The sequence below is a fragment of the Streptomyces sp. NPDC046712 genome (genome assembly GCF_040645695.1).
Classification (GTDB): Bacteria; Actinomycetota; Actinomycetes; order Streptomycetales; family Streptomycetaceae; genus Streptomyces.
The window spans coordinates 180,055-206,312 of record NZ_JBEYYW010000005.1; the positions used below are offsets into that span (position 1 = coordinate 180,055).

19 protein-coding genes are annotated in these 26,258 nt (G+C 71.3%); 15 read left to right on the top strand and 4 right to left on the bottom strand.

Features of this window, described 5'->3' with window-relative positions; all coding sequences use genetic code 11:
* The first annotated feature begins 30 nt into the window (after positions 1–30).
* From ABZ939_RS09320 to ABZ939_RS09340, 5 genes are read left to right on the top strand one after another with little or no spacing between them, the layout of a single operon-like run.
* Entirely contained in the window at positions 31–1,278 is a 1,248-nt protein-coding gene (locus tag ABZ939_RS09320) for a spermidine/putrescine ABC transporter substrate-binding protein (protein ID WP_361850989.1), read from the top strand.
* A 44-nt stretch (positions 1,279–1,322) separates the two neighbouring features.
* A complete protein-coding gene (locus ABZ939_RS09325) occupies positions 1,323–2,474 on the top strand; it encodes an ABC transporter ATP-binding protein (protein WP_361850991.1) in 1,152 nt (383 codons plus the stop codon).
* Positions 2,471–3,400: an ABC transporter permease gene (locus tag ABZ939_RS09330; RefSeq protein WP_361850993.1), complete on the top strand. Its 930-nt coding sequence runs from the start codon at positions 2,471–2,473 to the stop codon at positions 3,398–3,400. The genes ABZ939_RS09325 and ABZ939_RS09330 overlap by 4 nt, the downstream gene beginning before the upstream one ends.
* Positions 3,400–4,194 (top strand): ABC transporter permease, encoded by a 795-nt coding sequence (locus ABZ939_RS09335; RefSeq protein WP_361850996.1) that lies wholly within the window; start codon positions 3,400–3,402, stop codon positions 4,192–4,194. The genes ABZ939_RS09330 and ABZ939_RS09335 overlap by 1 nt, the downstream gene beginning before the upstream one ends.
* A 37-nt stretch (positions 4,195–4,231) precedes the next feature.
* Positions 4,232–5,650 (top strand): FAD-dependent oxidoreductase, encoded by a 1,419-nt coding sequence (locus tag ABZ939_RS09340; protein ID WP_361850998.1) that lies wholly within the window; start codon positions 4,232–4,234, stop codon positions 5,648–5,650.
* 121 nt (positions 5,651–5,771) lie between these two features.
* On the opposite strand, the gene ABZ939_RS09345 is transcribed toward ABZ939_RS09340, so the two are convergent.
* On the bottom strand, positions 5,772–8,069 hold the full coding sequence (locus ABZ939_RS09345) for an MMPL family transporter (RefSeq protein ID WP_361851000.1): 2,298 nt from the start codon (positions 8,067–8,069) through the stop codon (positions 5,772–5,774).
* A gap of 287 nt (positions 8,070–8,356) precedes the next feature.
* On the opposite strand from ABZ939_RS09345, the gene ABZ939_RS09350 reads away from it, so the two are divergent.
* Positions 8,357–8,824: a hypothetical protein gene (locus ABZ939_RS09350; protein ID WP_361851003.1), complete on the top strand. Its 468-nt coding sequence runs from the start codon at positions 8,357–8,359 to the stop codon at positions 8,822–8,824.
* A 67-nt stretch (positions 8,825–8,891) separates the two neighbouring features.
* Positions 8,892–10,706 carry a glycoside hydrolase family 18 protein gene (locus ABZ939_RS09355; RefSeq protein ID WP_361851005.1) on the top strand — a complete coding sequence of 605 codons (1,815 nt, stop codon included), beginning with the start codon at positions 8,892–8,894 and terminating at the stop codon, positions 10,704–10,706.
* On the opposite strand, the gene ABZ939_RS09360 is transcribed toward ABZ939_RS09355, so the two are convergent.
* Together ABZ939_RS09360 and gabT are read right to left on the bottom strand one after the other, a co-directional pair.
* Entirely contained in the window at positions 10,672–11,118 is a 447-nt protein-coding gene (locus ABZ939_RS09360; protein WP_361851007.1) for a phosphatase PAP2 family protein, read from the bottom strand. The genes ABZ939_RS09355 and ABZ939_RS09360 overlap by 35 nt on opposite strands.
* Positions 11,119–11,532: 414 nt before the next feature.
* A complete protein-coding gene (gabT, locus tag ABZ939_RS09365) occupies positions 11,533–12,867 on the bottom strand; it encodes a 4-aminobutyrate--2-oxoglutarate transaminase (protein WP_361851009.1) in 1,335 nt (444 codons plus the stop codon).
* 215 nt (positions 12,868–13,082) lie between these two features.
* Between gabT and ABZ939_RS09370 the strand changes: the two genes are divergently transcribed.
* Positions 13,083–15,170, top strand: a complete 2,088-nt coding sequence (locus tag ABZ939_RS09370) for an ATP-binding protein (protein WP_361851011.1) — start codon at positions 13,083–13,085, stop codon at positions 15,168–15,170.
* A gap of 95 nt (positions 15,171–15,265) precedes the next feature.
* Positions 15,266–16,825, top strand: a complete 1,560-nt coding sequence (locus ABZ939_RS09375) for a PucR family transcriptional regulator (protein WP_361851013.1) — start codon at positions 15,266–15,268, stop codon at positions 16,823–16,825.
* Positions 16,826–16,921: 96 nt separating this feature from the next.
* Here ABZ939_RS09375 and ABZ939_RS09380 read toward each other — a convergent pair whose 3' ends face one another.
* Positions 16,922–17,374 carry a phage tail protein gene (locus tag ABZ939_RS09380; RefSeq protein ID WP_361851015.1) on the bottom strand — a complete coding sequence of 151 codons (453 nt, stop codon included), beginning with the start codon at positions 17,372–17,374 and terminating at the stop codon, positions 16,922–16,924.
* Positions 17,375–17,475: 101 nt separating this feature from the next.
* Between ABZ939_RS09380 and ABZ939_RS09385 the strand changes: the two genes are divergently transcribed.
* The 6 genes from ABZ939_RS09385 to ABZ939_RS09410 all read left to right on the top strand — a co-directional run bounded on the left by ABZ939_RS09385 (position 17,476) and on the right by ABZ939_RS09410 (position 26,174).
* The gene (locus ABZ939_RS09385) at positions 17,476–18,435 is read left to right on the top strand and encodes an EamA family transporter (RefSeq protein ID WP_361851017.1); all 960 of its coding nucleotides are present in this window, start codon (positions 17,476–17,478) and stop codon (positions 18,433–18,435) included.
* A 217-nt stretch (positions 18,436–18,652) separates the two neighbouring features.
* Positions 18,653–20,098: an aldehyde dehydrogenase family protein gene (locus ABZ939_RS09390; protein WP_361851019.1), complete on the top strand. Its 1,446-nt coding sequence runs from the start codon at positions 18,653–18,655 to the stop codon at positions 20,096–20,098.
* Positions 20,099–20,260: 162 nt separating this feature from the next.
* Positions 20,261–22,186: an acyl-CoA dehydrogenase family protein gene (locus tag ABZ939_RS09395; RefSeq protein WP_361851021.1), complete on the top strand. Its 1,926-nt coding sequence runs from the start codon at positions 20,261–20,263 to the stop codon at positions 22,184–22,186.
* A gap of 142 nt (positions 22,187–22,328) precedes the next feature.
* The gene (aroA, locus tag ABZ939_RS09400) at positions 22,329–23,588 is read left to right on the top strand and encodes a 3-phosphoshikimate 1-carboxyvinyltransferase (protein ID WP_361851023.1); all 1,260 of its coding nucleotides are present in this window, start codon (positions 22,329–22,331) and stop codon (positions 23,586–23,588) included.
* Between the two features lie 34 nt (positions 23,589–23,622).
* Positions 23,623–24,873, top strand: a complete 1,251-nt coding sequence (dxr, locus tag ABZ939_RS09405; RefSeq protein WP_361851025.1) for a 1-deoxy-D-xylulose-5-phosphate reductoisomerase — start codon at positions 23,623–23,625, stop codon at positions 24,871–24,873.
* Positions 24,870–26,174 carry a site-2 protease family protein gene (locus ABZ939_RS09410; RefSeq protein ID WP_361851027.1) on the top strand — a complete coding sequence of 435 codons (1,305 nt, stop codon included), beginning with the start codon at positions 24,870–24,872 and terminating at the stop codon, positions 26,172–26,174. Before dxr ends, ABZ939_RS09410 begins: the two co-directional genes overlap by 4 nt.
* The last annotated feature ends 84 nt before the right edge of the window (positions 26,175–26,258 follow it).

The following is a 26,258-nucleotide window of genomic DNA, read 5'->3' on the forward strand; positions in this document are numbered from 1 at the left end:
CGGCGAAACCATCCCGAAAGGGCACAGCGCATGGAGCAGTACGAGCCCGACAGCCTGTCCGCGGCGCAGTTGGCCGCGATGCGGCGCAGCCTGACGAGCGGCCGGGGCGCCCTCACCCGCCGTTCGATGCTGCGCGCCGGAGGCGTCGGGGCGCTCACGCTCGGCGGACTCGCCGGCCTGAGCGCCTGTGGCATCCCGCCGGCCAAGCGGGAGGGGCAGGGCCCCGCGTCCACGGACTTCTCGGCGAAGGAGAAGCAGCTCAGCTTCTCCAACTGGACCGAGTACATGGACGTCAGCGAGGACGAGAAGTCCCGCCCCACCCTGGAGGCGTTCACGAAGCGCACCGGGATCAAGGTCAAGTACACCGAGGACATCAACGACAACGTCGAGTTCTTCGGCAAGATCAAGCCGCAGCTCGCGGCCGGCCAGGACACCGGCCGCGACCTGATCTGCGTCACCGACTGGCTCGCGGCGCGGATCATCCGCCTCGGCTGGGCGCAGAAGCTCGACGCGGCCAACCTCCCCAACGCGTACGCGAACCTCTCCAGCCAGTTCCGTCGCCCCGACTGGGACCCGGGCCGCGCCTACTCGTACCCGTGGACCGGCATCTCCACCGTCATCGCCTACAACTCCAAGGCGACCGGCGGCAAGAAGGTCGACTCGGTCTCCCAGCTCCTCGACGACCCCTCCCTCAAGGGCCGGGTCGGCTTCCTCACCGAGATGCGCGACTCGGTCGGCATGACCCTGCTCGACATGGGCAAGGACCCGGGCGACTTCACGGACGCCGACTACGACGCGGCGATAGGCCGGCTGCAGAAGGGCGTCGACAAGAAGCAGATCCGGCGCTTCACCGGCAACGACTACACCTCCGACCTGGACAAGGGCGACCTCGCGGCCTGTCTCGCCTGGGCCGGTGACGTCATCCAGCTGCAGGCCGACAACCCGGACATCAAGTTCGCCATCCCGTCCGCCGGTTACATCACCTCCAGCGACAACCTGCTGGTCCCGGCCAAGGCGCGGCACAAGGCCAACGCCGAGAAGCTCATCGACTACTACTTCGAGCTCCCGGTCGCCGCCCAGCTCGCCGCGTACATCAACTACGTCTGCCCGGTCGACGGGGTGAAGGACGAGCTCGCGAAGATCGACCCCGAGCTGGCGAACAACACGCTGATCCTCCCGGACAAGGCCATGGCCAAGAAGTCGCACGCCTTCCGCTCGCTGACCAGCGAGGAGGAGACGGCGTACGAGGAGAAGTTCGCCAAGCTCATCGGTGCCTGAGCCGTACGCCGTCCACCTCTCTCACGACCCCGGGATCGCAACCCATGACTGACACGAACACCGGCGGCGACGTCCGTCTCACCGGCATCAGCAAGACGTACGGCTCCTTCACCGCCGTCCACCCGCTCGACCTGACCATTCCGCAGGGCTCGTTCTTCGCGCTCCTCGGCGCCTCCGGCTGCGGAAAGACGACCACGCTGCGGATGATCGCCGGCCTGGAGGACCCCACCACCGGCTCGGTCTTCCTCGGCGACACCGACGTCACCGACCTCCCGCCGTACAAGCGGCCGGTCAACACCGTCTTCCAGTCCTACGCGCTCTTCCCGCACATGGACATCACCGAGAACATCGCCTTCGGTCTGCGCCGGCGCGGCATCAAGTCGGTGAAGAAGCAGGTCGACGACATGCTGGAGCTCGTCCAGCTCGGCGACAAGGCCCGGCACAAGCCGCACCAGCTCTCCGGCGGTCAGCAGCAGCGCGTCGCCGTGGCCCGCGCGCTCATCAACCACCCGCAGGTCCTCCTCCTCGACGAGCCGCTCGGCGCCCTCGACCTCAAGCTGCGCCGCCAGATGCAGCTGGAGCTCAAGCGCATCCAGACCGAGGTCGGCATCACCTTCGTACACGTCACCCACGACCAGGAGGAGGCCATGACCATGGCCGACCAGGTCGCGGTGATGAACGGAGGCCGGGTCGAGCAGCTCGGCGCCCCCGCCGACCTGTACGAGAACCCGCAGACCACGTTCGTGGCGAACTTCCTCGGCACCTCCAACCTCATCGAGGCGGAGGTCGCCGAGACCGGCGGCTCCGACCTGGTCGTGACGGCCGGCGGCGGCAAGCTCCGGCTGCCCGCGGACCGCTGTTCGGCGACCGTACGCACCGGAGGCAAGGTCCTCGTCGGCGTCCGTCCCGAGAAGATCTCGCTCGCGCACGCCGACGACGCGGGCTCGATCGCCGACGGCCGCAACAAGGTCACCGGCCGGATCGCCGACTCCTCCTTCATCGGAGTCTCCACCCAGTACGTGGTGAACAGCCCGGCGGGCGCTGAACTCCAGGTGTACGAGCAGAACATCGAACGCGACGCGCGACTGGTGCCCGGCGCCGAGGTGGTCCTGCACTGGAACCCGGCCCACACCTTCGGCCTCGACGCCGACCAGGACATCGACGCGGGCGTCGAGACGGTGGAGGACGCCTCGTGACCGCGACGCTGACCAAGGAAGAAACGCCACCGACAGGGGAACTGCCCGTGCGCAAGGCGTCCGCGCGCAAGCGCCTCGTCCCGTACTGGCTGCTCCTGCCCGGCATCATCTGGCTGCTCGTCTTCTTCGCGCTGCCGATGGTCTACCAGGCCTCCACCTCCGTGCAGACCGGCTCCCTGGAGAAGGGCTTCGAGGTCACCTGGCACTTCCAGACCTACTGGGACGCCTTCCAGGAGTACTGGCCCCAGTTCGTCCGGTCCCTGCTGTACGCCGGTACCGCCACCCTGCTGTGTCTGCTCCTCGGCTACCCGCTGGCGTATCTGATCGCCTTCAAGGCCGGCCGCTGGCGCAACCTCCTGCTCGTCCTCGTCATCGCGCCCTTCTTCACCAGCTTCCTCATCCGGACGCTGGCGTGGAAGACGATCCTCGCCGACGGCGGCGCGGTCGTCGGCGCGCTCGACGCGCTGCACGTCCTGGATGTCACCAGCTGGCTCGGCTGGACCGAGGGCGACCGCGTCCTCGCCACCCCGATGGCGGTCGTCTGCGGTCTGACGTACAACTTCCTGCCGTTCATGATCCTGCCCCTCTACACCTCCCTGGAGCGGATCGACGGCCGGCTGCACGAGGCCGCCAAGGATCTGTACGCGTCCCCCGCCACCACCTTCCGCAAGGTGACCTTCCCGCTCTCCATGCCGGGCGTGGTCTCGGGCACGCTGCTCACCTTCATCCCGGCCAGCGGCGACTACGTCAACGCCGAGCTGCTCGGCTCGACCGACACCAAGATGGTCGGCAACGTCATCCAGTCGCAGTTCCTGCGGGTGCTCGACTATCCGACGGCCGCCGCGCTGTCCTTCATCCTCATGGCGATCGTGCTCCTCATGGTCACCGTCTACATCCGCCGTGCGGGAACGGAGGACCTGGTCTGATGCGTTGGATCCGTCGGAACCTTGTCGCCATCGCGGGCCTGCTGACGCTCGCGTACATGATCCTGCCGAACATCGTCGTGATGGTGTTCTCGTTCAACAAGCCGAACGGGCGGTTCAACTACGCCTGGCAGCGGTTCTCCCTGGACGCCTGGAAGGACCCGTGCGGCGTCGCCGACCTGTGCGGCTCCCTCACCCTGTCCTTGCAGATCGCCGCCTGGGCCACCCTCGGTGCCACGATCCTCGGCACGATGATCGCCTTCGCGCTGGTCCGCTACCGCTTCCGGGCGCGCGGCGCGATCAACTCGCTGATCTTCCTGCCGATGGCCATGCCCGAGGTCGTCATGGCCGCCTCCCTGCTCACGCTCTTCCTCAACATGGGCGCCGAGCTGGGCTTCTGGACGGTCCTGATCGCCCACATCATGTTCTGTCTGTCGTTCGTGGTGACGGCGGTCAAGGCGCGGGTGATGTCGATGGACCCGCGTCTGGAGGAGGCCGCGCGCGACCTCTACGCCGGCCCCGTGCAGACCTTCGTACGGGTCACCCTGCCGATCGCCGCTCCCGGCATCGCCGCCGGAGCGCTGCTCGCCTTCGCGCTCTCGTTCGACGACTTCATCATCACCAACTTCAACGCGGGCTCGACCGTCACGTTCCCCATGTTCGTCTGGGGCTCGGCGCAGCGTGGCACGCCCGTCCAGATCAACGTCATCGGTACGGCCATGTTCGTCATCGCCGTCCTGGTGGTGGTAGCCGGACAGATCGTCACCAACCGGCGCAAGAAAACAGCGACAAGCTGAGTACGGCCCTGAGAAGGCCCTGAAGGAGTTGGAAACCATGGCCCCAGTCGCCATGCGTAGTGCTGCACAATCTCTCTCCGACGCCCAGCCCGTCCCCTTCTGGCTGGAAGACCCCGGCAAGCCCGGAGCCCTGCCCGCCCTCACCGGCACCGAGAAGTGCGACCTTCTCGTCGTCGGCGGCGGATACAGCGGACTGTGGACCGCGCTCCTCGCCAAGGAGCGCGACCCCTCCAGGGATGTCGTCCTGATCGAAGGCCGCGAGGTGGGCTGGGCCGCCTCGGGCCGCAACGGCGGCTTCTGCGCCGCCTCCCTCACCCATGGCTTCGGCAACGGACTCGCCCGCTGGCCGGGTGAGCTGTCGAAGCTGGAGGAGCTCGGCGAGCGCAACCTCGACGCCATCGAGGCGGCGGTCGCCCGCTACTCCCTCGACTGCGACTTCGAGCGCTCCGGCGAGATCGACGTCGCCACCGAGCCGCACCAGCTCGAGGAACTCGCCGAGATGTACGCGGAGATCGAGCGGCTCGGTCTCGCGGACGGTCTCGAACTCCTCGACGGGGACGCGGTCCGCGCGGAGGTCGACTCCCCGACCTTCCTCGGCGGCCTGTGGGACCGGCGCGGTGTCGCCATGCTCAACCCCGCCAAGCTGGCGTGGGGCCTGAAGCGGGCCTGTGCGGACCTGGGCGTGCGGATCTACGAGAACACCCCCGGCCTCGACCTCGTCTCCGTCGGCGCGGGCATGGGCGTGCGCACCCCGTACGGCCGGATCCTCGCCCGCCGGGTGGCGCTCGGCACCAACGTCTTCCCCTCGCTGGTCAAGCGGGTCCGGCACTACACCGTCCCGGTGTACGACTACGCCCTGATGACCGAGCCGCTCTCGCCGGAGCAGCTCGCCGCCGTCGGCTGGAAGAACCGCCAGGGGCTCGGGGACAGCGCCAACCAGTTCCACTACTTCCGGATCACCGCCGACAACCGGATCCTGTGGGGCGGTTACGACGCCATCTACCGCTTCGGCGGCAAGGTCAGCGCCGAGATGGACCACCGCCCGGAGACGTATCTGAAGCTCGCCGAGCACTTCTTCCGCTGCTTCCCGCAGCTGGAGGGGCTCCGCTTCAGCCACGCCTGGGGCGGCGCGATCGACACCTGCTCGCGGTTCTCCGCCTTCTTCGGCACGGCCCACCAGGGCAAGGTCGCGTACGCGGCGGGCTTCACCGGCCTCGGCGTCGGCGCCACCCGCTTCGGCGGGGACGTGATGCTCGACCTGCTGGCCGGTGAGCGCACGGAGCGTACGCGGCTGGAGATGGTCCGCTCCAAGCCGCTGCCGTTCCCGCCCGAGCCGATCGCCTGGGCCGGCATCGGCATCACCAAGTGGTCGCTGGCTCGGGCGGACGAGAACGGCGGCCGCCGCAATCTGTGGCTGAAGGCCATGGACCGCCTGGGCCTGGGCTTCGACAGCTAGGGCCTGTCAGGCGGATCAGGGTCGGGCGGGCGGTCCGGCGGTCCGGCCGTCGGGTCGTCCGGCGGTCGGTGGTCCGGCCGTCGGGTCGTCCGGCGGTCGGTGGTCCGGCCGGGTGGCGGGGTCACGGAGTCTTCCGTGGCCCCGCCGCGCCGCTTCCGCCCGCCGTGGCCATCTCGCTGTCGCCCTCCGTGTCCACGTGCGGCAGGATCCGGTCCAGCCGGCGCGGGGTCCACCAGGCCTTCTCCCCGAGCAGCGTCATCACGGCGGGCACCAGCAGCAGCCGCGCGACCGTCGCGTCGATGAGCACACTCGCGGCCAGGCCGAGACCCAGCATCTTCACCACGATGTTGTCGCTGATGATGAAGGCGGCGAAGACGCTCACCATGATGAGCGCCGCACAGGTGATGACACGAGCCGTGATCTCCAGGGCGTGCGCGACGCTCGCCTTCGCGTCGCCGGTGCGCAGCCAGGCCTCGTGGACGCGGGACAGCAGGAAGATCTCGTAGTCCATGCTCAGACCGAAGACGATCGCGAACATCATCATCGGCACATAGCTCTCGATGGGCACCTTGCCCGCGACCCCGAGCGCCGGGCCGCCCCAGCCCCACTGGAAGACGGCGACCACGACTCCGTACGAGGCGCCGATCGACAGCAGGTTGAGCACGGCGGCCTTGGCCGCGACCAGCGGCCCCCGGAACACGACCAGGATGACGAGGAACGCCAGGGCCACGACCACGGCGATGATGAGCGGCAGCCGGCTGGAGACGATGTCGAGGAAGTCGACCTGGGCGGCGGTGGTGCCCGTGACGTACGTGGCGGCGTCGGTTCCGGCGACGGCGTTCGGGAGGACGGTGTCGGTCAGGTCGTTGACCAGCTGCGTCGTCCGCTCGTCCTGCGGCGCGGCGACCGAGTAGGCGGTGGCGAGCAGGACGTCCCCGTCGGAGGTCGGCGTCAGCGGGGTGATCAGGGCGGCGTTCGGGACTCCGGTGAGGGCCTTCTGGGCCTGAGAGGCGAGGGCGGACCGGTCGGCGTCGGGCACCGAGGTCTGGTCGATGACCAGGGTCAGCGGGCCGTTGGAGCCCGGGCCGAAGGCCGAGGACATCAGGTCGAAGGCGCGGCGGTCGGTGAAGGACGTCGGGTCGGCGCCGTCGCCGATGTGCCCGAGCTGCATGGAGAACATGGGCACGGCGAGCACCACCAGCACCGCGAGGCCCGCAGTGAGGAACCACCACGGCCGGCGCTCCACGCGCAGCGCGTAGCGGTGCCAGGTCCCGTGCTCCGTGCCCGCCTCGGGGTCGGTCTCGGCGATCGGCGTGCGGACCTTCAGCCGGTCGATCCGCCGCCCGATCAGCCCGAGCATCGCCGGTACGAGCGTCAGCGCGCCGATCACGGCGGTGACGACGGTGGCGGTCGCGGCGAGGCCGAGCAGTCCGATGAAGGTCAGGCCGGAGACCCACAGCCCGGACAGGGCGATGATGACGGTGCAGCCCGAGACGAGGACGGCCCGTCCGCTGGTCGCGGTGGCCTTCCCGGCGGCCGTCACCGGGTCCAGGCCGTTCATCAGCAGCTGTCGGTGCCGGGTGATCAGGAAGAGCGCGTAGTCGATGCCGACACCGATGCCGATCATCGTGGCCAGGGTGGGGGAGACGGTCGCGAAGGTCCACACGGCGGCGAGCAGGCCGAGCACCCCGAGCCCGCAGATGGTCGCGAACAGCGCGGTGACCAGCGGCAGCAGGGCGGCCAGCAGGCTGCCGAAGCCGATCAGGAGCACGACGATCGCGACCCCGAAGCCGATCGCCTCGCTGGACCGGTCGTCCGCCTCGGGCCGTGCCAGCTCGCCCAGCGAGCCGCCGTACTCGACCTCGACACCGGCGGCGCGCAGCGGCTCCACCGCGCTGTCCACACCGTCCAGGTAGTCGTCGCCGAGAGTGGAGGGCTGGACGTCGAAACGGACGGTGATGTAGCCGGTCTTGCCGTCGGTCGAGAGCGGTCCTGGATTCGGCGTACCCGGCGGGACGGTCGGCGGCGTGGTGCCGGGCGGCGGCAGCGGGTTCTGCGCGCTCAGGACGTGCGGCAGCTTCCCGAGGGAGGTGACCGCCGAGGAGATCTGGTCGCTCACCGAGGTCAACGGCTTGGCGGAGTCGTACAGCACCACCTGGGCGCTGTAGCCGCCGGCCGCCGGTTCGTGGGCCCGGAGCACGTCGAGCCCCTCCTGGGACTGGGTGCCGGGCAGCGAGTAGTTGTCGGAGTACTCACCGCCGTACGCGTGCTGAAGGACCATCAGGCCGGCCAGGGCCACGATCCAGGCGACCAGCACGATGACGAAGTGACGGGCCGACCACTCGCCCATCCGCCGCAGCATCCCCTTGCGGGAGCGTGGTTCGCCGGGCGCGGCACCCGATGACTGGGGAAAGGGCATGGGTACTCCCGTGGCGTGGTCGGCGCGGAGGCCCATACGAACACGCGCGGACGGGCGGGCGACGGAAGGCGCCGACCCGGGCCGCCGCCGTCCACCCGATCGGGCGCGTCCCGCCTGCCTGCGGTCCCGTCATGTGCGCCGGGTGTGCGCCCCCGGCGCACCTCACTCCATTGCGGTGTGACCCAGTTCACTACCAACGGGCGGCCCGAACCCGCGTAATGATCGTCGCCCACCCCGCTCTCTGCGTGTGGACGTCGTGTCCGTACACGGAATGGAGGCCATGGGCAATGACTGGTTCGGGGGTCAAGACCGCAGTGGAATGGCTGGCGTCGGTGGCGCCGGATCCCGACGCCTGCCGGTGGGAATGGGAGCGCAATCCCCTCGGGGTGGCGCTGCTGCCCGCCGGCAGGCGCTGGGACGTGCTGATCCTGCCGGGGGAGCTCGGCTGCCCCACGCTCGACGTGCTGAGCCGTCTCGTGACCCGGCCCGGGCCGGTCCTGGCCGACTTCGGCGAGGCCCGTACGGGTTTCTTCGTGCCACCCGGCACGGCGGCGCGCTGGCTCGGTACGGGGGTGCGCAGCGCCGGACGCGGTACCTGGATCGTCGTCCCCTACCCGGGGCGGGTGACCGGTGGAGTGCGCTGGCTGATCCCGCCCGACGGAAGCGGGGCGCTCACGGACGCCTCGCTCCTGGAGCTGGCGATGCACGAGGCGGCGGGCCAACTGGCAAGGGGGCAGGGAGGGCAGAGGTCTTGACCACTTGATTGGTCTGGACCATGCTGTGGCGCGCTCCACCTCGATTCCCCCACCCCCGGAGGCAGTTGTGGACCGCACCCCCTCACGCACCAGACCTCTTGTCCTCGCGCTGGCGGGCGTCCTCGCCGCCGGCGGACTCGTCGCCCTCACGCCCGCGGCCCAGGCCGCCGACCCCGACCTCGCACGCAACGGCGGCTTCGAATCCGGTCTCGACGGCTGGAGCTGTACGGCGGGCAGCGGAGCCGTGGTCACGTCACCCGTGCGCAGCGGGACGAAGGCGCTGCGGGCCACGCCCGCGGGGAGCGACCACGCCAAGTGCTCCCAGACCGTCACGGTCAGGCCGAACTCCGCTTACACGCTGAGCGGTTGGGTGCGCGGCAGCTACGTCTACCTCGGCGCGTCCGGAACCGGCACCACCGACGTCTCCACCTGGACCCAGTCAGCCCCCGACTGGCAGAAGCTGAGCACCACGTTCACGACCGGGGCCTCGACGACCTCGGTGACGATCTACACCCACGGCTGGTACGGCACCGGCGCCTACCACGCGGACGACCTCTCCCTGATAGGCCCCGGCGGCACCCCGGTCGAGACACCCGCGACCCCCACCGGCCTGGCCACCGGCTCCGCGACCTCCTCGTCGGTCTCGCTGACCTGGCCCGCCGTCCCCGGCGCCACCTCCTACAAGGTCTACCGCGACGGAGCCCTGGTCGCGACGGTCACCGGCACCTCGTACACCGCGACGGGCCTCGCGCCCTCCACCTCCTACGCCTTCCAGATCTCGGCCGCGAACAGCGCGGGCGAGTCGGCGAAGTCCACGGCCGTGACGGCGAGCACGACGGCCGGCGGCGGGAACCCCGGCGGCGGCCTCCCCGCCCACGCGCTCGTCGGCTACCTCCACGCGAGCTTCGCCAACGGCTCCGGCCACACCCGGATGGCCGACGTCCCCGACTCCTGGGACGTCATCAACCTCGCCTTCGGCGAACCGACCTCGGTGACCTCGGGCGACATCCGCTTCAGCCTCTGCCCGCAGACGGAATGCCCGAACGTGGAGTCACTCGCGGACTTCAAGGCGGCGATCAAGGCCAAGCAGGCCGCGGGCAAGAAGGTCCTGATCTCCATCGGCGGCCAGAACGGCCAGGTGCAACTCTCCACCACGGCCGCCCGGGACGCCTTCGTCTCCTCCGTCTCGAAGATCATTGACGAGTACGGACTCGACGGCCTGGACATCGACTTCGAGGGGCACTCGCTCTCCCTCCAGGCGGGCGACACCGACTTCCGCGCCCCGACCTCCCCCGTGATCGTCAACCTGATCTCGGCGGTGAAGACCCTGAAGGCGAAGTACGGCTCGGGCTTCGTCCTGACGATGGCCCCGGAGACCTTCTTCGTCCAACTCGGCTACCAGTACTACGGCTCCGGCCCCTGGGGCGGTCAGGACCCGCGCGCCGGCGCCTACCTCCCGGTCATCCACGCCCTGCGCGACGACCTCACCCTGCTCCACGTCCAGGACTACAACTCGGGCTCGATCATGGGCCTCGACAACCAGTACCACTCCATGGGCGGCGCGGACTTCCACATCGCCATGACCGACATGCTCCTCACCGGCTTCCCGGTCGCCGGCAACACCGACCGCGTCTTCCCGCCCCTCCGCCCCGACCAGGTCGCCATCGGCCTCCCGGCCTCCACTCAGGCGGGCAACGGCCACACGACACCGTCCGAAGTGAACAAGGCCCTGGACTGCCTGACGAAGAAGACGAACTGCGGCACCTACCAGACCCACGGCACCTGGCCGGCGTTGCGCGGCCTGATGACCTGGTCGATCAACTGGGACCGGTACAACGGCTGGGAGTTCAGCCGGAACTTCGACGCGTACAGGTGGAGCTGACGGTCAGGAGCAGCAGACCCAGGATGAGACTGGCCAGCACGTCCAGGGGCCAGTGGTAGCCGCGCAGGATCAGGCCGGTCCCCGTCAGCGCCGTGAGAACGGCGGCGACGGGGACCAGCCGCTTCGAGACGAGAAAGGCCGCGCCGAAGTACGCCACCATCGCCGTCGCCGTGTGCCCCGAGGGGTAGTAGCCCGCGGCCCAGGGCTCCAGAGGGCCCGGGCGGGCCGTCCACTCCTTCAGGGGGATGATCACGGCCGGTACGAGAGCCATCGCGAGACCCGCGTACAGCGCCTGGGCGCGACGGCCACGGTAGGCCGCGTACGCCATCGCGCACACGAGGACCGGAAGCGCGACCGCCAGATTGCCGAGATCGGCGCCGAGTTCGGAGAGCCGGCGGGGGACCGTGTCCACGAGGGCGCGCGAGACGCGCTCGTCGAGCCGGGCGAGCGGTCCTTCGACGAGGACCTGCCAGGTGAGGACGGCGAACAGAACGACCGCCGAGAAGACAGCCGGCCTCCCCGGAACAGGGGGGGTGGTTCCGGGGAGGCCGCCTTGACCGGGCTGCCGCGCGCCCCGGGGGGTGTGGGGCGGGCGGCCATCCGATCGGTGAGGAGTTCCGGAGCCGGAGGCTCCAGTGGTGTGCGCAATGGCACGGTCAAGGCGGGGCTGGGGAGGCTCCGCCCTGGCGTCGCCCGCAGTCCCCTGCGAGCGGGGTGTTTCTCTCATCTGCAGAAACCGTACGGCAGAGAAAGGGGGACCGACAGCCGGATCTCCATCCCGCCATCGGCCCCCCACACCTTCTTCACAGCGTGTTCCGAAGAGGTGTCAGATCTGTCCGAACGCGCTCTCGATGACGTCGAGACCCTCGTTCAGGAGGTCGTCGCCGATCACCAGCGGCGGCAGGAAACGCAGCACGTTGCCGTAGGTGCCACAGGTCAGGACCAGCACGCCCTCGGCGTGGCAGGCCTTCGCCAGCGCGCCCGCGGCCTCCGGGTTCGGCTCCTTGGTGGCCGGGTCCTTGACCAGCTCGATCGCGATCATGGCGCCGCGGCCGCGGATGTCGCCGATGATCTCGTACTTCTCCTGCATGGCGGCCAGGCGAGTCTTCATGACCGACTCGATGTGCTTCGCCTTGGCGTTGAGGTCGAGCTCCTTCATGGTCTCGATGGAGCCGAGGGCGCCGGCGCAGGCCACCGGGTTTCCGCCGTAGGTGCCGCCCAGGCCGCCGCCGTGGACGGAGTCCATGATCTCGGCGCGGCCGGTGACGGCGGCGAGCGGCAGACCGCCCGCGATGCCCTTGGCGGTGGTGATCAGGTCCGGGACGATGCCCTCGTCCTCGCAGGCGAACCACTGGCCGGTACGGCAGAAGCCGGACTGGATCTCGTCCGCGACGAAGACGATGCCGTTGTCGTTGGCGAACTTCACGATCGCCGGCAGGAAGCCCTTGGCCGGCTCGATGAAGCCGCCCTCGCCGAGGACCGGCTCGATGATGATCGCGGCGACGTTCTCGGCGCCGATCTGCTTGCTGATCTGGTCGATCGCCTGGGCGGCGGCCTCGGGGCCGCAGTTCTCGGCACCGGTGGGCCAGCGGTAGCCGTAGGCGACCGGCACGCGGTAGACCTCGGGCGCGAACGGGCCGAAGCCCTGCTTGTACGGCATGTTCTTCGCGGTCAGCGCCATCGTCAGGTTCGTACGGCCGTGGTAGCCGTGGTCGAAGACGACGACCGCCTGGCGCTTGGTGTACGAACGGGCGATCTTGACCGCGTTCTCGACGGCCTCGGCGCCCGAGTTGAACAGCGCGGACTTCTTGGCGTGGTCGCCCGGGGTCAGCTCGGAGAGCGCCTCGCAGACCTCGACGTAGCCCTCGTACGGCGTCACCATGAAACAGGTGTGCGTGAAGTCGGCGAGCTGCGCGGCGGCGCGGCGGACCACGGCCTCGGCGGAGGCGCCGACGGAGGTCACGGCGATGCCGGAGCCGAAGTCGATCAGACGGTTGCCGTCGACGTCCTCGATGATGCCGCCGCCGGCCTTCGCGGTGAAGACGGGCAGCACGGAGCCCACGCCGCCGGCCACGGCGTCGAGGCGGCGGGCCTGCAGCTCCTGCGACTTCGGACCGGGGATGGCGGTGACGACGCGCCGCTCCTGCGGGACAGCGTTCATGCGGGGCTCCTGGGGTGTTCTGGACGCACTTGTGGGTTTCTTCCGCAGGCTAGGCGCGGGGGAGGGGCGCGGGCATGCGCCGATCGGGAGTGTTGCGGATGTGTCGTTGTCCGTGATGGACATGGCGGCCGCGAAACCGCTCCGGGGCGGTTCATGCCCACTAGATTGACGGTGGCACAGATGTGGCGACCTGGCTGGTCAGGGGGCAGGGGTTCATGGAGACCGAAGGCACGTACGAGTCACGCGACACGCGGGGGAGCGCGGTCCCGCGCCCGGCGGGTCCGCCCGTGCCGCCCGGCCCCCCGCCCCAGGCGCCCGCGGTCCCACCACCGCCCGCCCACGCGCCGACGCGGGTCGGGGTCGCCGAATGGCTCCGCATCCCCAGGCCCGCCGCCGAACCCGGCATCTGGCGGCTCGGACACCGGCCCCGCCCGCAGGAGGAGCCCGACGACGTGCCGGCGCGCCGGCTGTTCGCCGGAGCCCTCGTCGCGCTGCTCAGCGGCTGGCTCCTCTGGTCCCTCCTCTGGAACGGCTACCTCGGCCGCTACTGGCTCTGGCCGCTGCTCGTCCTCACCCCGGACACCTGGCGCTCGGACGCCGACACCTGGGCCGCCGCCAGCTACACCTACTACGCCGTCGTCGGCGGCGCCTTCCTCGTCTTCTTCGGCCGCATCGGGCATGTGCCGGACATCTGGCGCCGCTACACCCGCCCGAAGAACACCGCGCCCCCGCCGCCCCCACCGGCCGCCGACCCCGCCGAATGGCCCGAGCTCCGCGACGCCGGGCTGACCGAGGCCGCGGCCCAGCTCGCCGAGGCCACCCGGCACGGTGTCCTCGGAGACGTGGACTACGCCCGGATCCGCCGCGCCTGGCAGGGCGTACGGACCCGCCCGGAGCGGCTCGCCGCCTTCACCGAGGCCGTCCGCACCCGGGGCGCCGCCGCCTGCGGCCACCCCTCGGGCCTGCGTGACCTGCCCGTCCGTACCGCCACCCATGACCTGGCCACCGACCAGGTGCGCATCGGCACCGCCGCCGACCACCCCCGCAACCCCTACGCCCGCCGCACCACCGGCGTCGCCCTGGAGCCGAGCCTGCTCGGGACCTCGTTGCTCGCCGTCGGGCCCGCCGGGGCCGGGAAGACCGTGCGGCTCGTGCGGCCCGTCGTCGAGTCGCTCTGTCTGCAGGCCCTCGCCAACCGCGCCGCCGTCGTCGCCGTCACCTCCCACGGCGCCGCCGTCGGCCCCGACGAGGCCTTCGACGTGGTCGTCTCCGTCGGGCGGCCCGACTCCACCCACGACCTCGACCTGTACGGCGGAGCCGACGACCCCGACGAGGCCGCCCGGATCCTCGCCGAGGCGCTCGTCGGGGACCTCGTCGCCGACAGCCGACGGGCCGCCACCGCGCTCGCCCAGCTGATCGGGCCGTTCCATGCCGCCCACAGCCGATTCCCCGGAGTGCCCGAGCTGCGCGAGCTGCTCGGCGGCACACCCGAGGCGCTCGCCGCGCTGCGCGCCGCGGTCGCCGGCGACCCCGCCCAGCTGCGCGAGCTGGACGCCCGGCAGCGCCAGGCCGCACGCGGCGACGACGTCGGCGACCTCCTCGCCGAACGCATCGCCTTCCTCGACCGGCCCGCCTTCCACCGCTTCTTCCGCACCGAGGGGGCGGAGCGGCAGTTCTCCCTCCGCGCCGTCGAGCATCCGCTCCGCGTCCGCGTCGATCTCCCCGAACGCGGCCACGCCGAAGCCTCCCGGATCGTCTCCCGGCTGCTGCTCGCCCAGTTCGCCGAGGCCGCCCTCGCCCGCCGCGACCGCTCCCTCTTCGCCTGCCTGGTCCTCGACGACGCCACGTACACCGTCACCGGCGACTCCGTACGGGCCGTGCAGCGGCTGCGCTCCGCCAACGCCGGCGTCGTTCTCGCGCTGCGCAGCCTGGAGGACGTGCCGGAGGCGCTGCGCGGGCCGCTGCTCGGGGCGGTCGGCTGCCGGATGGCGTTCGCCGGGATCGCGCCCTGGGACGGCGGACGGTTCGCCGAGACCTGGGGCACCGAATGGGTGCAGACCCGGGACGTCACCAACCGGCAGATCATCTCCGACGAGCCGCTCACCAAGGCCCTGCACTTCATGCGGCGCCTGGTGACCGGCAAGGCCGCGACGGCGGAGGCAGTGACCGTACGAGAGGTGGAGCGCGAGCGCTGGTCGGCCTCCGACCTCGCGCACGCGGTCCCCGCAGGGCACGCCGTGCTGTCCCTCACCCATGTGCGGGGCGAACACACGCCACCCTTGCTGGTGGATCTGCGGAGCTGAGCCGGAGCCGGAGCGGGCGCCCCTGTGCCCTGGCACAATCGGGGGCGCCGCTCGGCTGAGCGGCGACCCCTCGCTCAAAGGTCCGACGGTCCCCAATGCCGCCCACCCTCGCCTCACTCGTCCAGCACTCGGCGCTCAAGCTCACCGTCCGCGCGGGTGAGGACCGCCTCGACACCCCCGTGCGCTGGGCCCATGTCAGCGAGCTCGCCGACCCCGTCCCGTACATGGAGGGCGGCGAGCTGCTGCTCACCACCGCGCTCACCCTGGACGCCGAGGACTCCGAGGCGATGCACCGCTATGTCCGGCGGCTGCTGGCCGCCGGTGTCGTGGGGCTCGGCTTCGCCGTCGGCGTCAACTACGAGGACATCCCGCAGGCTCTCGTGGAAGCGGCGCGGGCCGAGGGGCTGCCGCTCCTCGAAGTGCCGCGGCGCACGCCGTTCCTGGCGATCAGCAAGGCCGTCTCGGCGGCGATCGCGGCCGACCAGTACCGGGCCGTGACGGCCGGTTTCGAGGCCCAGCGGGAACTGACCCGCGCCGCGCTCGCGGAGGGCCCGGACGCGGTGGTCGCCCGGCTCGCGGCGCACGTGGACGGCTGGGCGGCGCTGTACGACACCTCCGGCACCGTCCTCGCCGTGTCGCCCGAGTGGGCGGCGCGCCGGGCCGCCCGGCTGACGCCCGACGTCGAACGGCTCCGGGAGCGGCCCGCGCCCGCGAGCGCGGTGGTCGGGGGCACGGACGACCGGGTGGAGCTCCAGTCGCTGGGCACCGGGCGGCGGGTCCGCGGCGCGCTCGCGGTCGGGACCGGGGCACCGCTCGGGACGGCGGAACGGTACGCCGTGCACTCCGCCATCGCGCTCCTGACGCTGACCACGGAGCGCTCGCGCTCGCTCCAGGCGGCCGAGGGGCGGCTCGGCGCGGCGGTGCTGCGGATGATGCTGTCCGGCCAGCCCGACCATGCCCGGGCGGTGGCCGGTGATCTGTACGGCGGGCTCCTCGACGCGCCCTTCCGGCTGCTGATCGCCGAACCGGCGGCGGGGGAGCGGGAGGGCGAACCGCCGCTGCCGGTGCTGGCCGAGGCGCTGGAGTCGGCCGCGGCCCGCGCCGGGGAGACGGTCCTGACCGTTCCGGAGGGCGAGGAACGGCTTCTGGTCCTGGCGGGGGACGGCGGGGCGGTCGTCACGGCCTGCGAGGGGTACGCCGAACGGGACGCGGAGGAGGCCGGTGTCGTCGTCGGCCTCTCGGCCCCTGCGGGGCCGATCGCGGCGGCGGCCGCGTACAAGCAGGCCGAGCAGGCGCTGTCGGTGGCCCGGCGGCGCGGGCGGGCGCTGGTCGAGCACGAGGACCTGGCGGCCGGCTCGGTCCTGCCGCTGCTCGCCGACGACGCGGTCCGCGCCTTCGCCGACGGGATGCTCCGCGCCCTGTACGAGCACGACGCCACCGGCCGCGGCGACCTCGTGGCCTCCCTGCGGGCCTGGCTCTCCCGGCACGGCCAGTGGGACGCGGCGGCGGCGGACCTGGGCGTCCACCGCCACACGCTGCGCTACCGGATGCGCCGGGTGGAGGAGATCCTGGGCCGCTCCCTGGACGACCCGGACGTCCGGATGGAACTCTGGCTGGCCCTCAAGGCGACCGGCACGGACACGGAGGAGCCGTAGCGGGTATCCGGCGGATCCCGGCCGGGGCGCCGGGGGGCGTCCGGCGGATTCCGGCCGGGGCGCCGGGGGCCAGGGGCCTGGAGGGCGTTCCGCGGATCACCCCGCCTCCATGTCCTCGTACGTGATCACCAGCTTCTCCACCAGGATGGAGGAGTCGCCCGAGGTGAGCACGACGGTCTCCAGGGATTTCGGCAACGCCCTCACGAGCGTGTAGCGCCTGACCGGCACGCCCCCGTCGGCGTACACGAGGACCGCGACCGAGGCCGCCCGGCCGAAGCCCGCGTCCCGCCGGCCCAACCCTGAATCCGTGAGCCACCCCTCCAATCCGCCGTCCCCGGTGACGCGGCGGGTGATCGTGACCTCGCCCGCCTTGGGCCGGCCGGGCAGCTTCGTGACGACGTACTTGCCGTCCGCCGTGTTCTGCTTCAGCTCGATGACGTCCTGGTCCGACGACAGACCACTGACCTCGGCGAGCTGCGCGACGACGACCCCGTCGCACTCGAGGCCGAGGGAATCGCCGACGACACCGTCGGAATCGGGAAGGGCCACAGCACTCTCCTCACTCGCGGAACGTCCCGCACAGGCCATTCCTGCCCGATCGCGGGCAAAATCATTGATCATTCGCCACGGAATTCCTTACTCTCCTGGGCATGACAAGCCCCGCGGCCGATCCCGCCTCCGAGGAACGCACCTCCCGCCCCGCCGCCCCCGGAGCCGCCTCCCGCCGGATCTCCGGCGCCGTCTGGGCCGCGCTCGGGATCGTGTACGTCGTCTGGGGGTCCACCTACCTCGGGATCCGGATCGTCGTCGAGACCATGCCGCCGTTCCTCTCCGCCGGATTCCGCTTCGTCGTCGCCGGGCTCCTCCTCGCCGGGCTGATCGCCTGGCGGCAGGGTCCCGCCGCGCTCCGGGTCAGCCGTGCGCAGCTGGGCTCCGCCGCTCTCGTCGGGTTGCTCCTGCTCCTCGGCGGCAACGGGCTCGTCGTCCTCGCCGAGACCTCCATCCCCTCCGGGCTCGCCGCCCTGCTCGTCGCCGTCGTACCCGCCTGGGTCGTCGTCCTCAAGGCCGTCTTCGGGCAGCGCCCCACCATCGGCGGAGTCGCCGGGGTCCTCCTCGGGCTCGCCGGCCTGGCCGTCCTCACCCTCCCCGGACTCAGTGGCGACGTCCGCCTCGGAGGTGTCCTCCTCGTCGTCGTCGGGACCCTGCTGTGGTCCGTGGGCTCGTTCTCGTCCTCCCGCCTCCCGATGCCCGCCAACGCCTTCACCGCCAGCGCGTACGAGATGGTCGCCGGCGGCCTCGGCTGTGCGGCGCTGGGCCTGATCCGCGGCGAGCAGCACGGCCTCGACCTCGCCGCGTTCTCCGCCCGCTCCTGGACCGCGCTCGCCTACCTGATCGTCTTCGGGTCCCTGATCGCCTTCACCGCGTACGCCTGGCTGCTGCAGACCGCCCCGATCTCGCTCGTCGCCACCTACGCGTACGTCAACCCCGTCGTCGCCGTCCTGCTCGGCGCCCTCGTCCTGAACGAGTCCGTCACCTGGCCGATCGCGATCGGCGGCGCCGTCGTCGTGGCCGGCGTCTGGCTGATCGTCTCGACGGAACGCCGCAGCTAGGGGTGTCCGGCGGATCATGGCCGGGTCCGCCCCCGATCCGCCGGACAGGCCCTGGCCGGGTGGGGCGAGGTCCCCGCGCCCCCCGCTTCGGCCCTTCTTCGGCCAATCCGGCAGGACAGCCACCCCTCACCACTCCACACCGGACAAACGACGGTCCGCCCCCTCGGCCCTAACGTGGCACGGAGACACCCAACCGACACGAAAGGGCCGGGACGCAATGACTGCCACCCACGCCTTCTGGCTCGCCGGCCGCGAGGCCACCGGCGAGGACACCTTCGACGTCACCTCCTCCTGGGACGGCCGGCTCGTCGGCAAGGTGAGCGTGCCCACCGAGGCCCAGGTCGAGGAGGCCGTCGCCGCCGCGCACGCCGTCGTCGACGAGTTCGCCGCCACCCCGGCGCACGTCCGCGCGGCCGCCCTCGACCACGTGTCGAAGCGTCTCGCCGAGCGCACCGAGGAGATCGCCCAGGTCATCTCCGCCGAGAACGGCAAGCCCATCAAGTGGGCCCGCGGTGAGGTCGGCCGTGCCGTCTCCGTGTTCCGCTTCGCCGCCGAGGAGGCCCGCCGGTTCAACGGCGGAGAGGCCCAGCGCCTCGACACCGAGGCCGGTGGCGTCGGTCGTCTGGCGATCACCCGCCGCATCCCCAAGGGTGTCGTCCTCGGTATCGCGCCGTTCAACTTCCCGCTGAACCTCAGCGCCCACAAGGTCGCCCCGGCCATCGCCGTCGGCGCCCCGATCATCCTCAAGCCGGCCCCGGCCACCCCCATCTCGTCGCTGATCCTGGGCGAGCTGCTGGCCGAGACCGACCTGCCGGCCGGCTCCTGGTCCGTCCTGACCGTGCCGAACGACCGCATGCCCGCCCTCGTCCAGGACGAGCGCCTCCCGGTCATCTCCTTCACCGGCTCCGACAAGGTCGGCTACGCCATCCAGGAGTCCGTGCCGCACAAGCACTGCACCCTGGAGCTCGGCGGCAACGCCGCCGCCGTCGTCCTCGGCGACTGGGCCTCCGAGCAGGACCTGGACTGGGCGGCGACCCGTATCGCCACCTTCTCCAACTACCAGGGCGGCCAGTCCTGCATCTCCGTGCAGCGCGTGATCGCCGACGCCTCGGTCTACGACCGGCTCGTCCCGAAGGTCGTCGCCGCCGTCGAGGCCCAGGTCACCGGTGACCCGACCGACGCCACCACCGACGTCGGCCCGCTGGTCGACGAGAACGCCGCCAAGCGCGTCGAGTCCTGGGTCGACGAGGCCGTCCAGGCCGGTGCGAAGCTCCTCACCGGCGGCAAGCGCGAGGGTGCGACCTACGCCCCGACCGTCCTCACCGACCTCCCGGCCGATGTCACCCTCGCCCGTGCCGAGGTCTTCGGACCGGTCCTCACCATCGCCAAGGTCGACGGCGAGGCCGAGGCCTTCGCCGCCGTCAACGACTCGGACTTCGGCCTCCAGGCCGGTGTCTTCACCCACGACCTGCAGACCGCCTTCCGCGCCCACCGCGCGCTGGAGGTCGGCGGCGTGATCATCGGCGACGTCCCGTCCTACCGCGCCGACCAGATGCCGTACGGCGGCGCCAAGAAGTCCGGCGTCGGCCGCGAGGGCGTCAAGTACGCGATGGACGACTACACGTACGAGCGTGTCCTGGTCCTCACGGGCCTCGCGCTGTAACACGTACGGACGTACGGATCACCCGTACGGATCCACGAGACCGACGGCCGGAGCCCACTGTGCGGGGGCTCCGGCCGTCTTCTCGTCTATCGGAACGCCATGAAATCGGGTACTACGGACGAGTAGCCACAAGCCCCCACCAGCGGCGAGGTGAGTTGGTTCATGTCCGCACCCACCCAGCGGCCCAAGGTCACGGAACGAGAAGCGCGTCAGGTCGCCGAGGCCGCGCGCGAGCAGACCTGGCGCAAACCCAGCTTCGCCAAGGAGCTCTTCCTCGGCCGCTTCCGGCTGGATCTCATCCACCCGCACCCGCTCCCCTCCGAGGAGGACGTGCGGCGCGGCGAGGCTTTCCTCGCCAAGCTGCGGGAGTTCAGCGAGACGCGCATCGACGGGCGGCTGATCGAACGCGAGGCCCGCATCCCCGACGAGGTCGTCACCGGCCTCAAGGAACTCGGCGCGTTCGGGATGAAGATCGACCCGAAGTACGGTGGCCTCGGCCTCACCCAGGTGTACTACAACCGCGCCCTCGCCCTCGTCGGCTCCGCGAGCCCCGCGATCGGCGCACTGCTCTCGGCCCATCAGTCGATCGGCGTACCGCAGCCCCTGAAGATCTTCGGTACGCAGGAACAGCGCGACACCTATCTCCCCCGCCTCGCGACCACGGACATCTCGGCCTTCCTGCTCACCGAGCCCGACGTGGGCTCCGACCCGGCCCGGCTCGCCACGACGGCGGTACCGGACGGCGACGACGCCTACGTCATCGACGGGGTGAAGCTCTGGACGACCAACGGCGTCGTCGCCGACCTGCTGGTCGTCATGGCGCGGGTGCCGAAGTCCGAGGGCCACCGGGGCGGCATCACCGCCTTCGTCGTCGAGGCCGACTCGCCCGGCATCACCGTCGAGCACCGCAACGCCTTCATGGGCCTGCGAGGGCTCGAGAACGGCGTCACCCGCTTCCACGGCGTCCGGGTCCCGGCCGAGAACCGCATCGGCCCGGAGGGCGCCGGCCTCAAGATCGCGCTGACGACGTTGAACACGGGCCGGCTCTCACTCCCCGCGATGTGCGTCGGCGCCGGCAAGTGGGCGCTGAAGATCGCCCGCGAATGGGCCGCCGTACGGGAGCAGTGGGGCAAGCCGGTCGCACGCCACGAGGCGGTCGGCACGAAGATCTCCTTCATCGCGGCGACCACGTTCGCCCTGGAGGCCGTCGTCGACCTCTCCTCGCAGATGGCCGACGAGGACCGCAACGACATCCGCATCGAGGCCGCGCTCGCCAAGCTCTACGGCTCCGAGATGGGCTGTCTCATCGCCGACGAACTGGTCCAGATCCGCGGCGGCCGCGGGTACGAGACCGCCGACTCGCTGGCGGCGCGCGGGGAACGGGCGGTACCGGCCGAGCAGTTGCTCCGCGATCTGCGGATCAACCGGATCTTCGAGGGCTCGACCGAGATCATGCACCTGCTCATCGCCCGCGAGGCGGTCGACGCGCACCTCGCCGTGGCGGGCGACATCATCGACCCGGACAAGTCCCTGGGCGACAAGGCGCGGGCGGGGGCGCGGGCGGGCGGGTTCTACGCCCGCTGGCTGCCGAAGCTCGTCACCGGGCAGGGCCAGGTGCCGGGCGCGTACCGGGAGTTCGGCGAACTCGCGACGCATCTGCGGTACGTGGAGCGGACGTCGAGGAAGCTCGCCCGCTCGACGTTCTACGCGATGTCGAGGTGGCAGGGCCGGATGGAGCTGAAGCAGGCGTTCCTCGGGCGGATCGTGGACATCGGCGCGGAGCTCTTCGCGATGAGCGCGGCGTGCGTACGGGCGGAGCTGCTGCGGTCGACGGGGGAGCACGGCCGGGAGGCCCAGGCGCTCGCCGACGCGTTCTGCCGGCAGGCGCGGCTGAGGGTGGAGGAGCTCTTCGTGCGCCTCTGGTCCAACACGGACGACCTGGACCGCCGGGTGGTGGACGGGGTCCTCGCGGGCCGCTTCGAGTGGCTGGAGGCGGGCGTGGTGGACCCCTCGGACGACGGCCCCTGGATCGCCGACGCGATGCCGGGCCCATCGCAGCAGGAGAACGCCCACCGCAAGATCCCCTGACGAGCTGCCGACCTTCCCGGTTGTGGGCATCTGTTCCTCCCCCTGGGGCTTCGCCCTGGAGGGAGGAACAGATGCCCACAACCGGATGTCCGAACGACGGACTCACGCGACCGGGGGCCCCGGGACACGGCACCATGACTCCGTGACCGTCATCGAGATTCCCGGTTCCAAGTCCGTCACCGCCCGCGCGCTCTTCCTCGCCGCCGCCGCCGACGGGACCACCACGCTCCTCCGGCCCCTCCTCTCCGACGACACCGAGGGCTTCGCCGAAGGGCTGAAGTCGCTCGGTTACGAGGTCCGGCAGGAGCCGGGGGCCTGGCACATCGAGGGGCGGCCCACCGGGCCGGCCGTCGACGCCGCCGACGTGTACTGCCGCGACGGCGCCACCACCGCCCGCTTCCTCCCCACCCTCGCCGCCGCCGGCCACGGCACCTTCCGCTTCGACGCCTCGCCCCAGATGCGCCGCCGCCCCCTCGGCCCCCTCAGCACCGCCCTCCGCAGCCTCGGCGTCGACCTCCGGCACGAGGAGAACGAGGGCCACCACCCGCTCACCGTCACCGCCCGCGGCATCAAGGGCGGCGCGCTCACCCTCGACGCCGGCCAGTCCTCCCAGTACCTGACCGCGCTGCTCATGCTCGGGCCGCTCACCGCCGAGGGCCTCGCCATCACCGTCACCGACCTGGTCTCGGAGCCGTACGTCGAGATCACCCTCGCCATGATGCGGGCCTTCGGGGCGCACATCACCCAGGAGGGCCGCACCTACACCGTCGCGCCCACCGGCTACCGGGCGACGACGTACGCCATCGAGCCCGACGCCTCCACCTCCTCCTACTTCTTCGCAGCCGCGGCCATCGAGCCCGGCCGCACCGTCACCGTTCCCGGGCTCGGCACCGGCGCCCTCCAGGGCGACCTCGGCTTCGTCGACGTCCTGCGCCGGATGGGCGCCGACGTGGAGATCACCGACACGGCCACCACCGTCTCCGGTACGGGAACGCTGCGCGGCCTGACCGTCAACATGCGCGACATCTCCGACACCATGCCGACCCTCGCCGCGATCGCGCCCTTCGCCGACGGACCGGTCCGCATCGAGGACGTCGCCAACACCCGCGTCAAGGAGTGCGACCGCCTCGACGCCTGCGCCGAGAACCTCCGCCGCCTGGGCGTCACGGTCGCGACCGGCCCCGACTGGATCGAGATCCACCCCGGTACCCCGGCCGGACCCGCCGAGATCGCCACCCACGGCGACCACCGGATCGTCATGTCCTTCGCGGTCACGGGCCTGCGCACGCCCGGCATCACGTTCGACGACCCCGGCTGCGTACGGAAGACGTTCCCGGACTTCCACCGCGTCTTCGGAACGGCGTTCGGTACGGCCTCCGGAGCGTTCACCCGCACCCAGTGATGACCGCACAGTCTTTGCGGCAAGAATGGGGGGCATGAGCGACCGCCCCTCTCCTCTCGCCGACCCGCACATCGTCTTCGCACCGGTCGAAGGCCGCCGGGACATCGTCGTCCTCGGCTCCACGGGATCCATCGGCACCCAGGCCATCGACCTGGTCCTGCGTAACCCCGACCGCTTCCGGGTCACCGCCCTGGCCGCCTCCGGCGGCCGGGTCGGGCTGCTCGCCGAGCAGGCGCACCGGCTGCGGGTCGCGACGGTCGCCGTCGCCCGCGAGGAGGTGGTGCCGGAGCTCCGTGACGCGCTGAAGGCGCTCTACGGCTCCGAGCCCCTGCCGGAGATCCTCGCGGGCCCGGACGCCGCCACCCAGGTCGCGGCCTCGCCCTGCCACACCGTGCTCAACGGCATCACCGGATCCATCGGCCTGGCGCCCACGCTCGCCGCCCTCGAAGCCGGCCGCACCCTCGCCCTGGCCAACAAGGAGTCGCTGATCGTCGGCGGTCCGCTGGTCAAGGCGCTGGCCAAGCCCGGCCAGATCATCCCGGTCGACTCCGAGCACGCCGCCCTCTTCCAGGCGCTCGCCGCCGGCACCCGCGCCGACGTCCGCAAGCTGGTCGTCACCGCCTCCGGCGGCCCCTTCCGCGGCCGTACGAGGGAAGAGCTTTCCCACGTCACCCGCGAGGACGCGCTCGCCCACCCCACCTGGGCCATGGGCCCGGTCATCACCGTCAACAGCGCGACGCTCGTCAACAAGGGCCTGGAGGTCATCGAGGCGCACCTCCTCTACGACATCCCCTTCGACCGCATCGAGGTCGTCGTCCACCCCCAGTCGTACGTCCACTCGATGGTCGAGTTCACGGACGGCTCCACCCTCGCCCAGGCCACCCCGCCGGACATGCGCGGCCCGATCGCCGTCGGCATCGGCTGGCCCGAGCGGGTCCCGGACGCCGCCCCCGCCTTCGACTGGACCAAGGCGTCCAGCTGGGAGTTCTTCCCGCTCGACACCGAGGCGTTCCCGTCCGTCGGCCTCGCCCGCCATGTCGGCGAGCTCGGCGGCACCGCTCCCGCCGTCTTCAACGCGGCGAACGAGGAGTGCGTGGAGGCGTTTCTCGCCGGAAGGCTGCCGTTCAACGGAATCATGGATACCGTCACCGCAGTCGTCACCGAGCACGGGCAGCCCGCCAAGGGAACCTCGCTCACGGTGTCGGACGTCCTCGAAGCGGAGACCTGGGCCCGCGCCCGGGCCCGGGAACTGGCAGCGAAGGCAATCGCGGAGGCGCGCGCATGACCACTCTCCTCACGCTCCTCGGCGTGGTGCTGTTCGCGATCGGCCTGGTGATCTCCATCGCCTGGCACGAACTCGGCCACCTCTCCACGGCCAAGCTCTTCGGCATCCGCGTGCCCCAGTACATGGTCGGCTTCGGCCCGACCATCTGGTCCAAGAAGAAGGGCGAGACGGAGTACGGCATCAAGGCCATCCCGGCCGGCGGCTACATCCGCATGATCGGCATGTTCCCGCCCGGCAAGGACGGCCGTATCGAGGCCCGCTCCACCTCGCCGTGGCGGAGCATGATCGAGGACGCCCGCGAGGCCTCCTTCGAGGAGCTCCAGCCCGGTGACGAGACCCGGCTCTTCTACACGCGCAAGCCGTGGAAGCGCGTGATCGTGATGTTCGCCGGCCCGTTCATGAACCTGATCCTGGCCGTCCTGCTCTTCTTCGGCAGCGCCATGGCCATCGGGTTCGAGACCCAGACCACCAAGGTCGGCGGCGTCACCAACTGCGTCATCGACCAGAGCCAGAAGCGCGACACCTGCCAGACGGGCGACCGCCCCTCGCCGGCGAAGGCCGCGGGCCTGCTCAAGGACGACCGGATCGTCGCCTTCAACGGTGAGCGCGTCAGCGACTGGAACACCCTCTCCGACCGCATCCGCGGCACGATCGGCCCGGCCACCGTCACCGTCCTGCGCGACGGCAAGGAAGTCGACCTGCACCCCACGCTCCTCGAGAACAAGGTGCTGAAGAAGGACGCCGACGGGAACGTCGCCAAGCCGCTCGCGTACGTCCCCGCCGGCTATCTGGGCTTCGAGTCCGCCCGCGAGGTCGTCCCGCTGAGCTTCGGCGAAGCCACGACCCGCATGACCGACCAGGTCCAGGCCGGCGCCGAGGCCGTCCTCGCGCTGCCCGGCAAGATCCCGGACCTGTGGGACGCCACGTTCGGCGACGGCGAGCGCAAGCAGGACTCCCCGGTCGGCGTCGTCGGCGCGGCCCGGATCAGCGGCGAGCTCATGAACATCGACGCCCCGCCGCAGACCATCCTGGTCTTCTTCGTGCAGCTGGTCGTGATGTTCAACGTCTCGCTGTTCCTGTTCAACATGCTGCCGCTGCTGCCGCTCGACGGCGGGCACATCGCGGGCGCCCTCTGGGAGTCCGTACGCCGCCACACCGCGCGGATCTTCAGGCGCCCCGACCCGGGCCCGTTCGACGTCGCCAAGCTGATGCCGGTGGCCTATGTGGTGGCGGGCGTCTTCGTCTGCTTCACGCTGCTCGTCCTCGCCGCCGACATCGTCAATCCGGTGAAGCTGACGTGACGGATGGGCGGCCGGACCCCTGCGGTGTCCGGCCGCCCGCCGCCGGGGCGGTAATCTCGAAGACCTGAGCCCGATGAACCACAC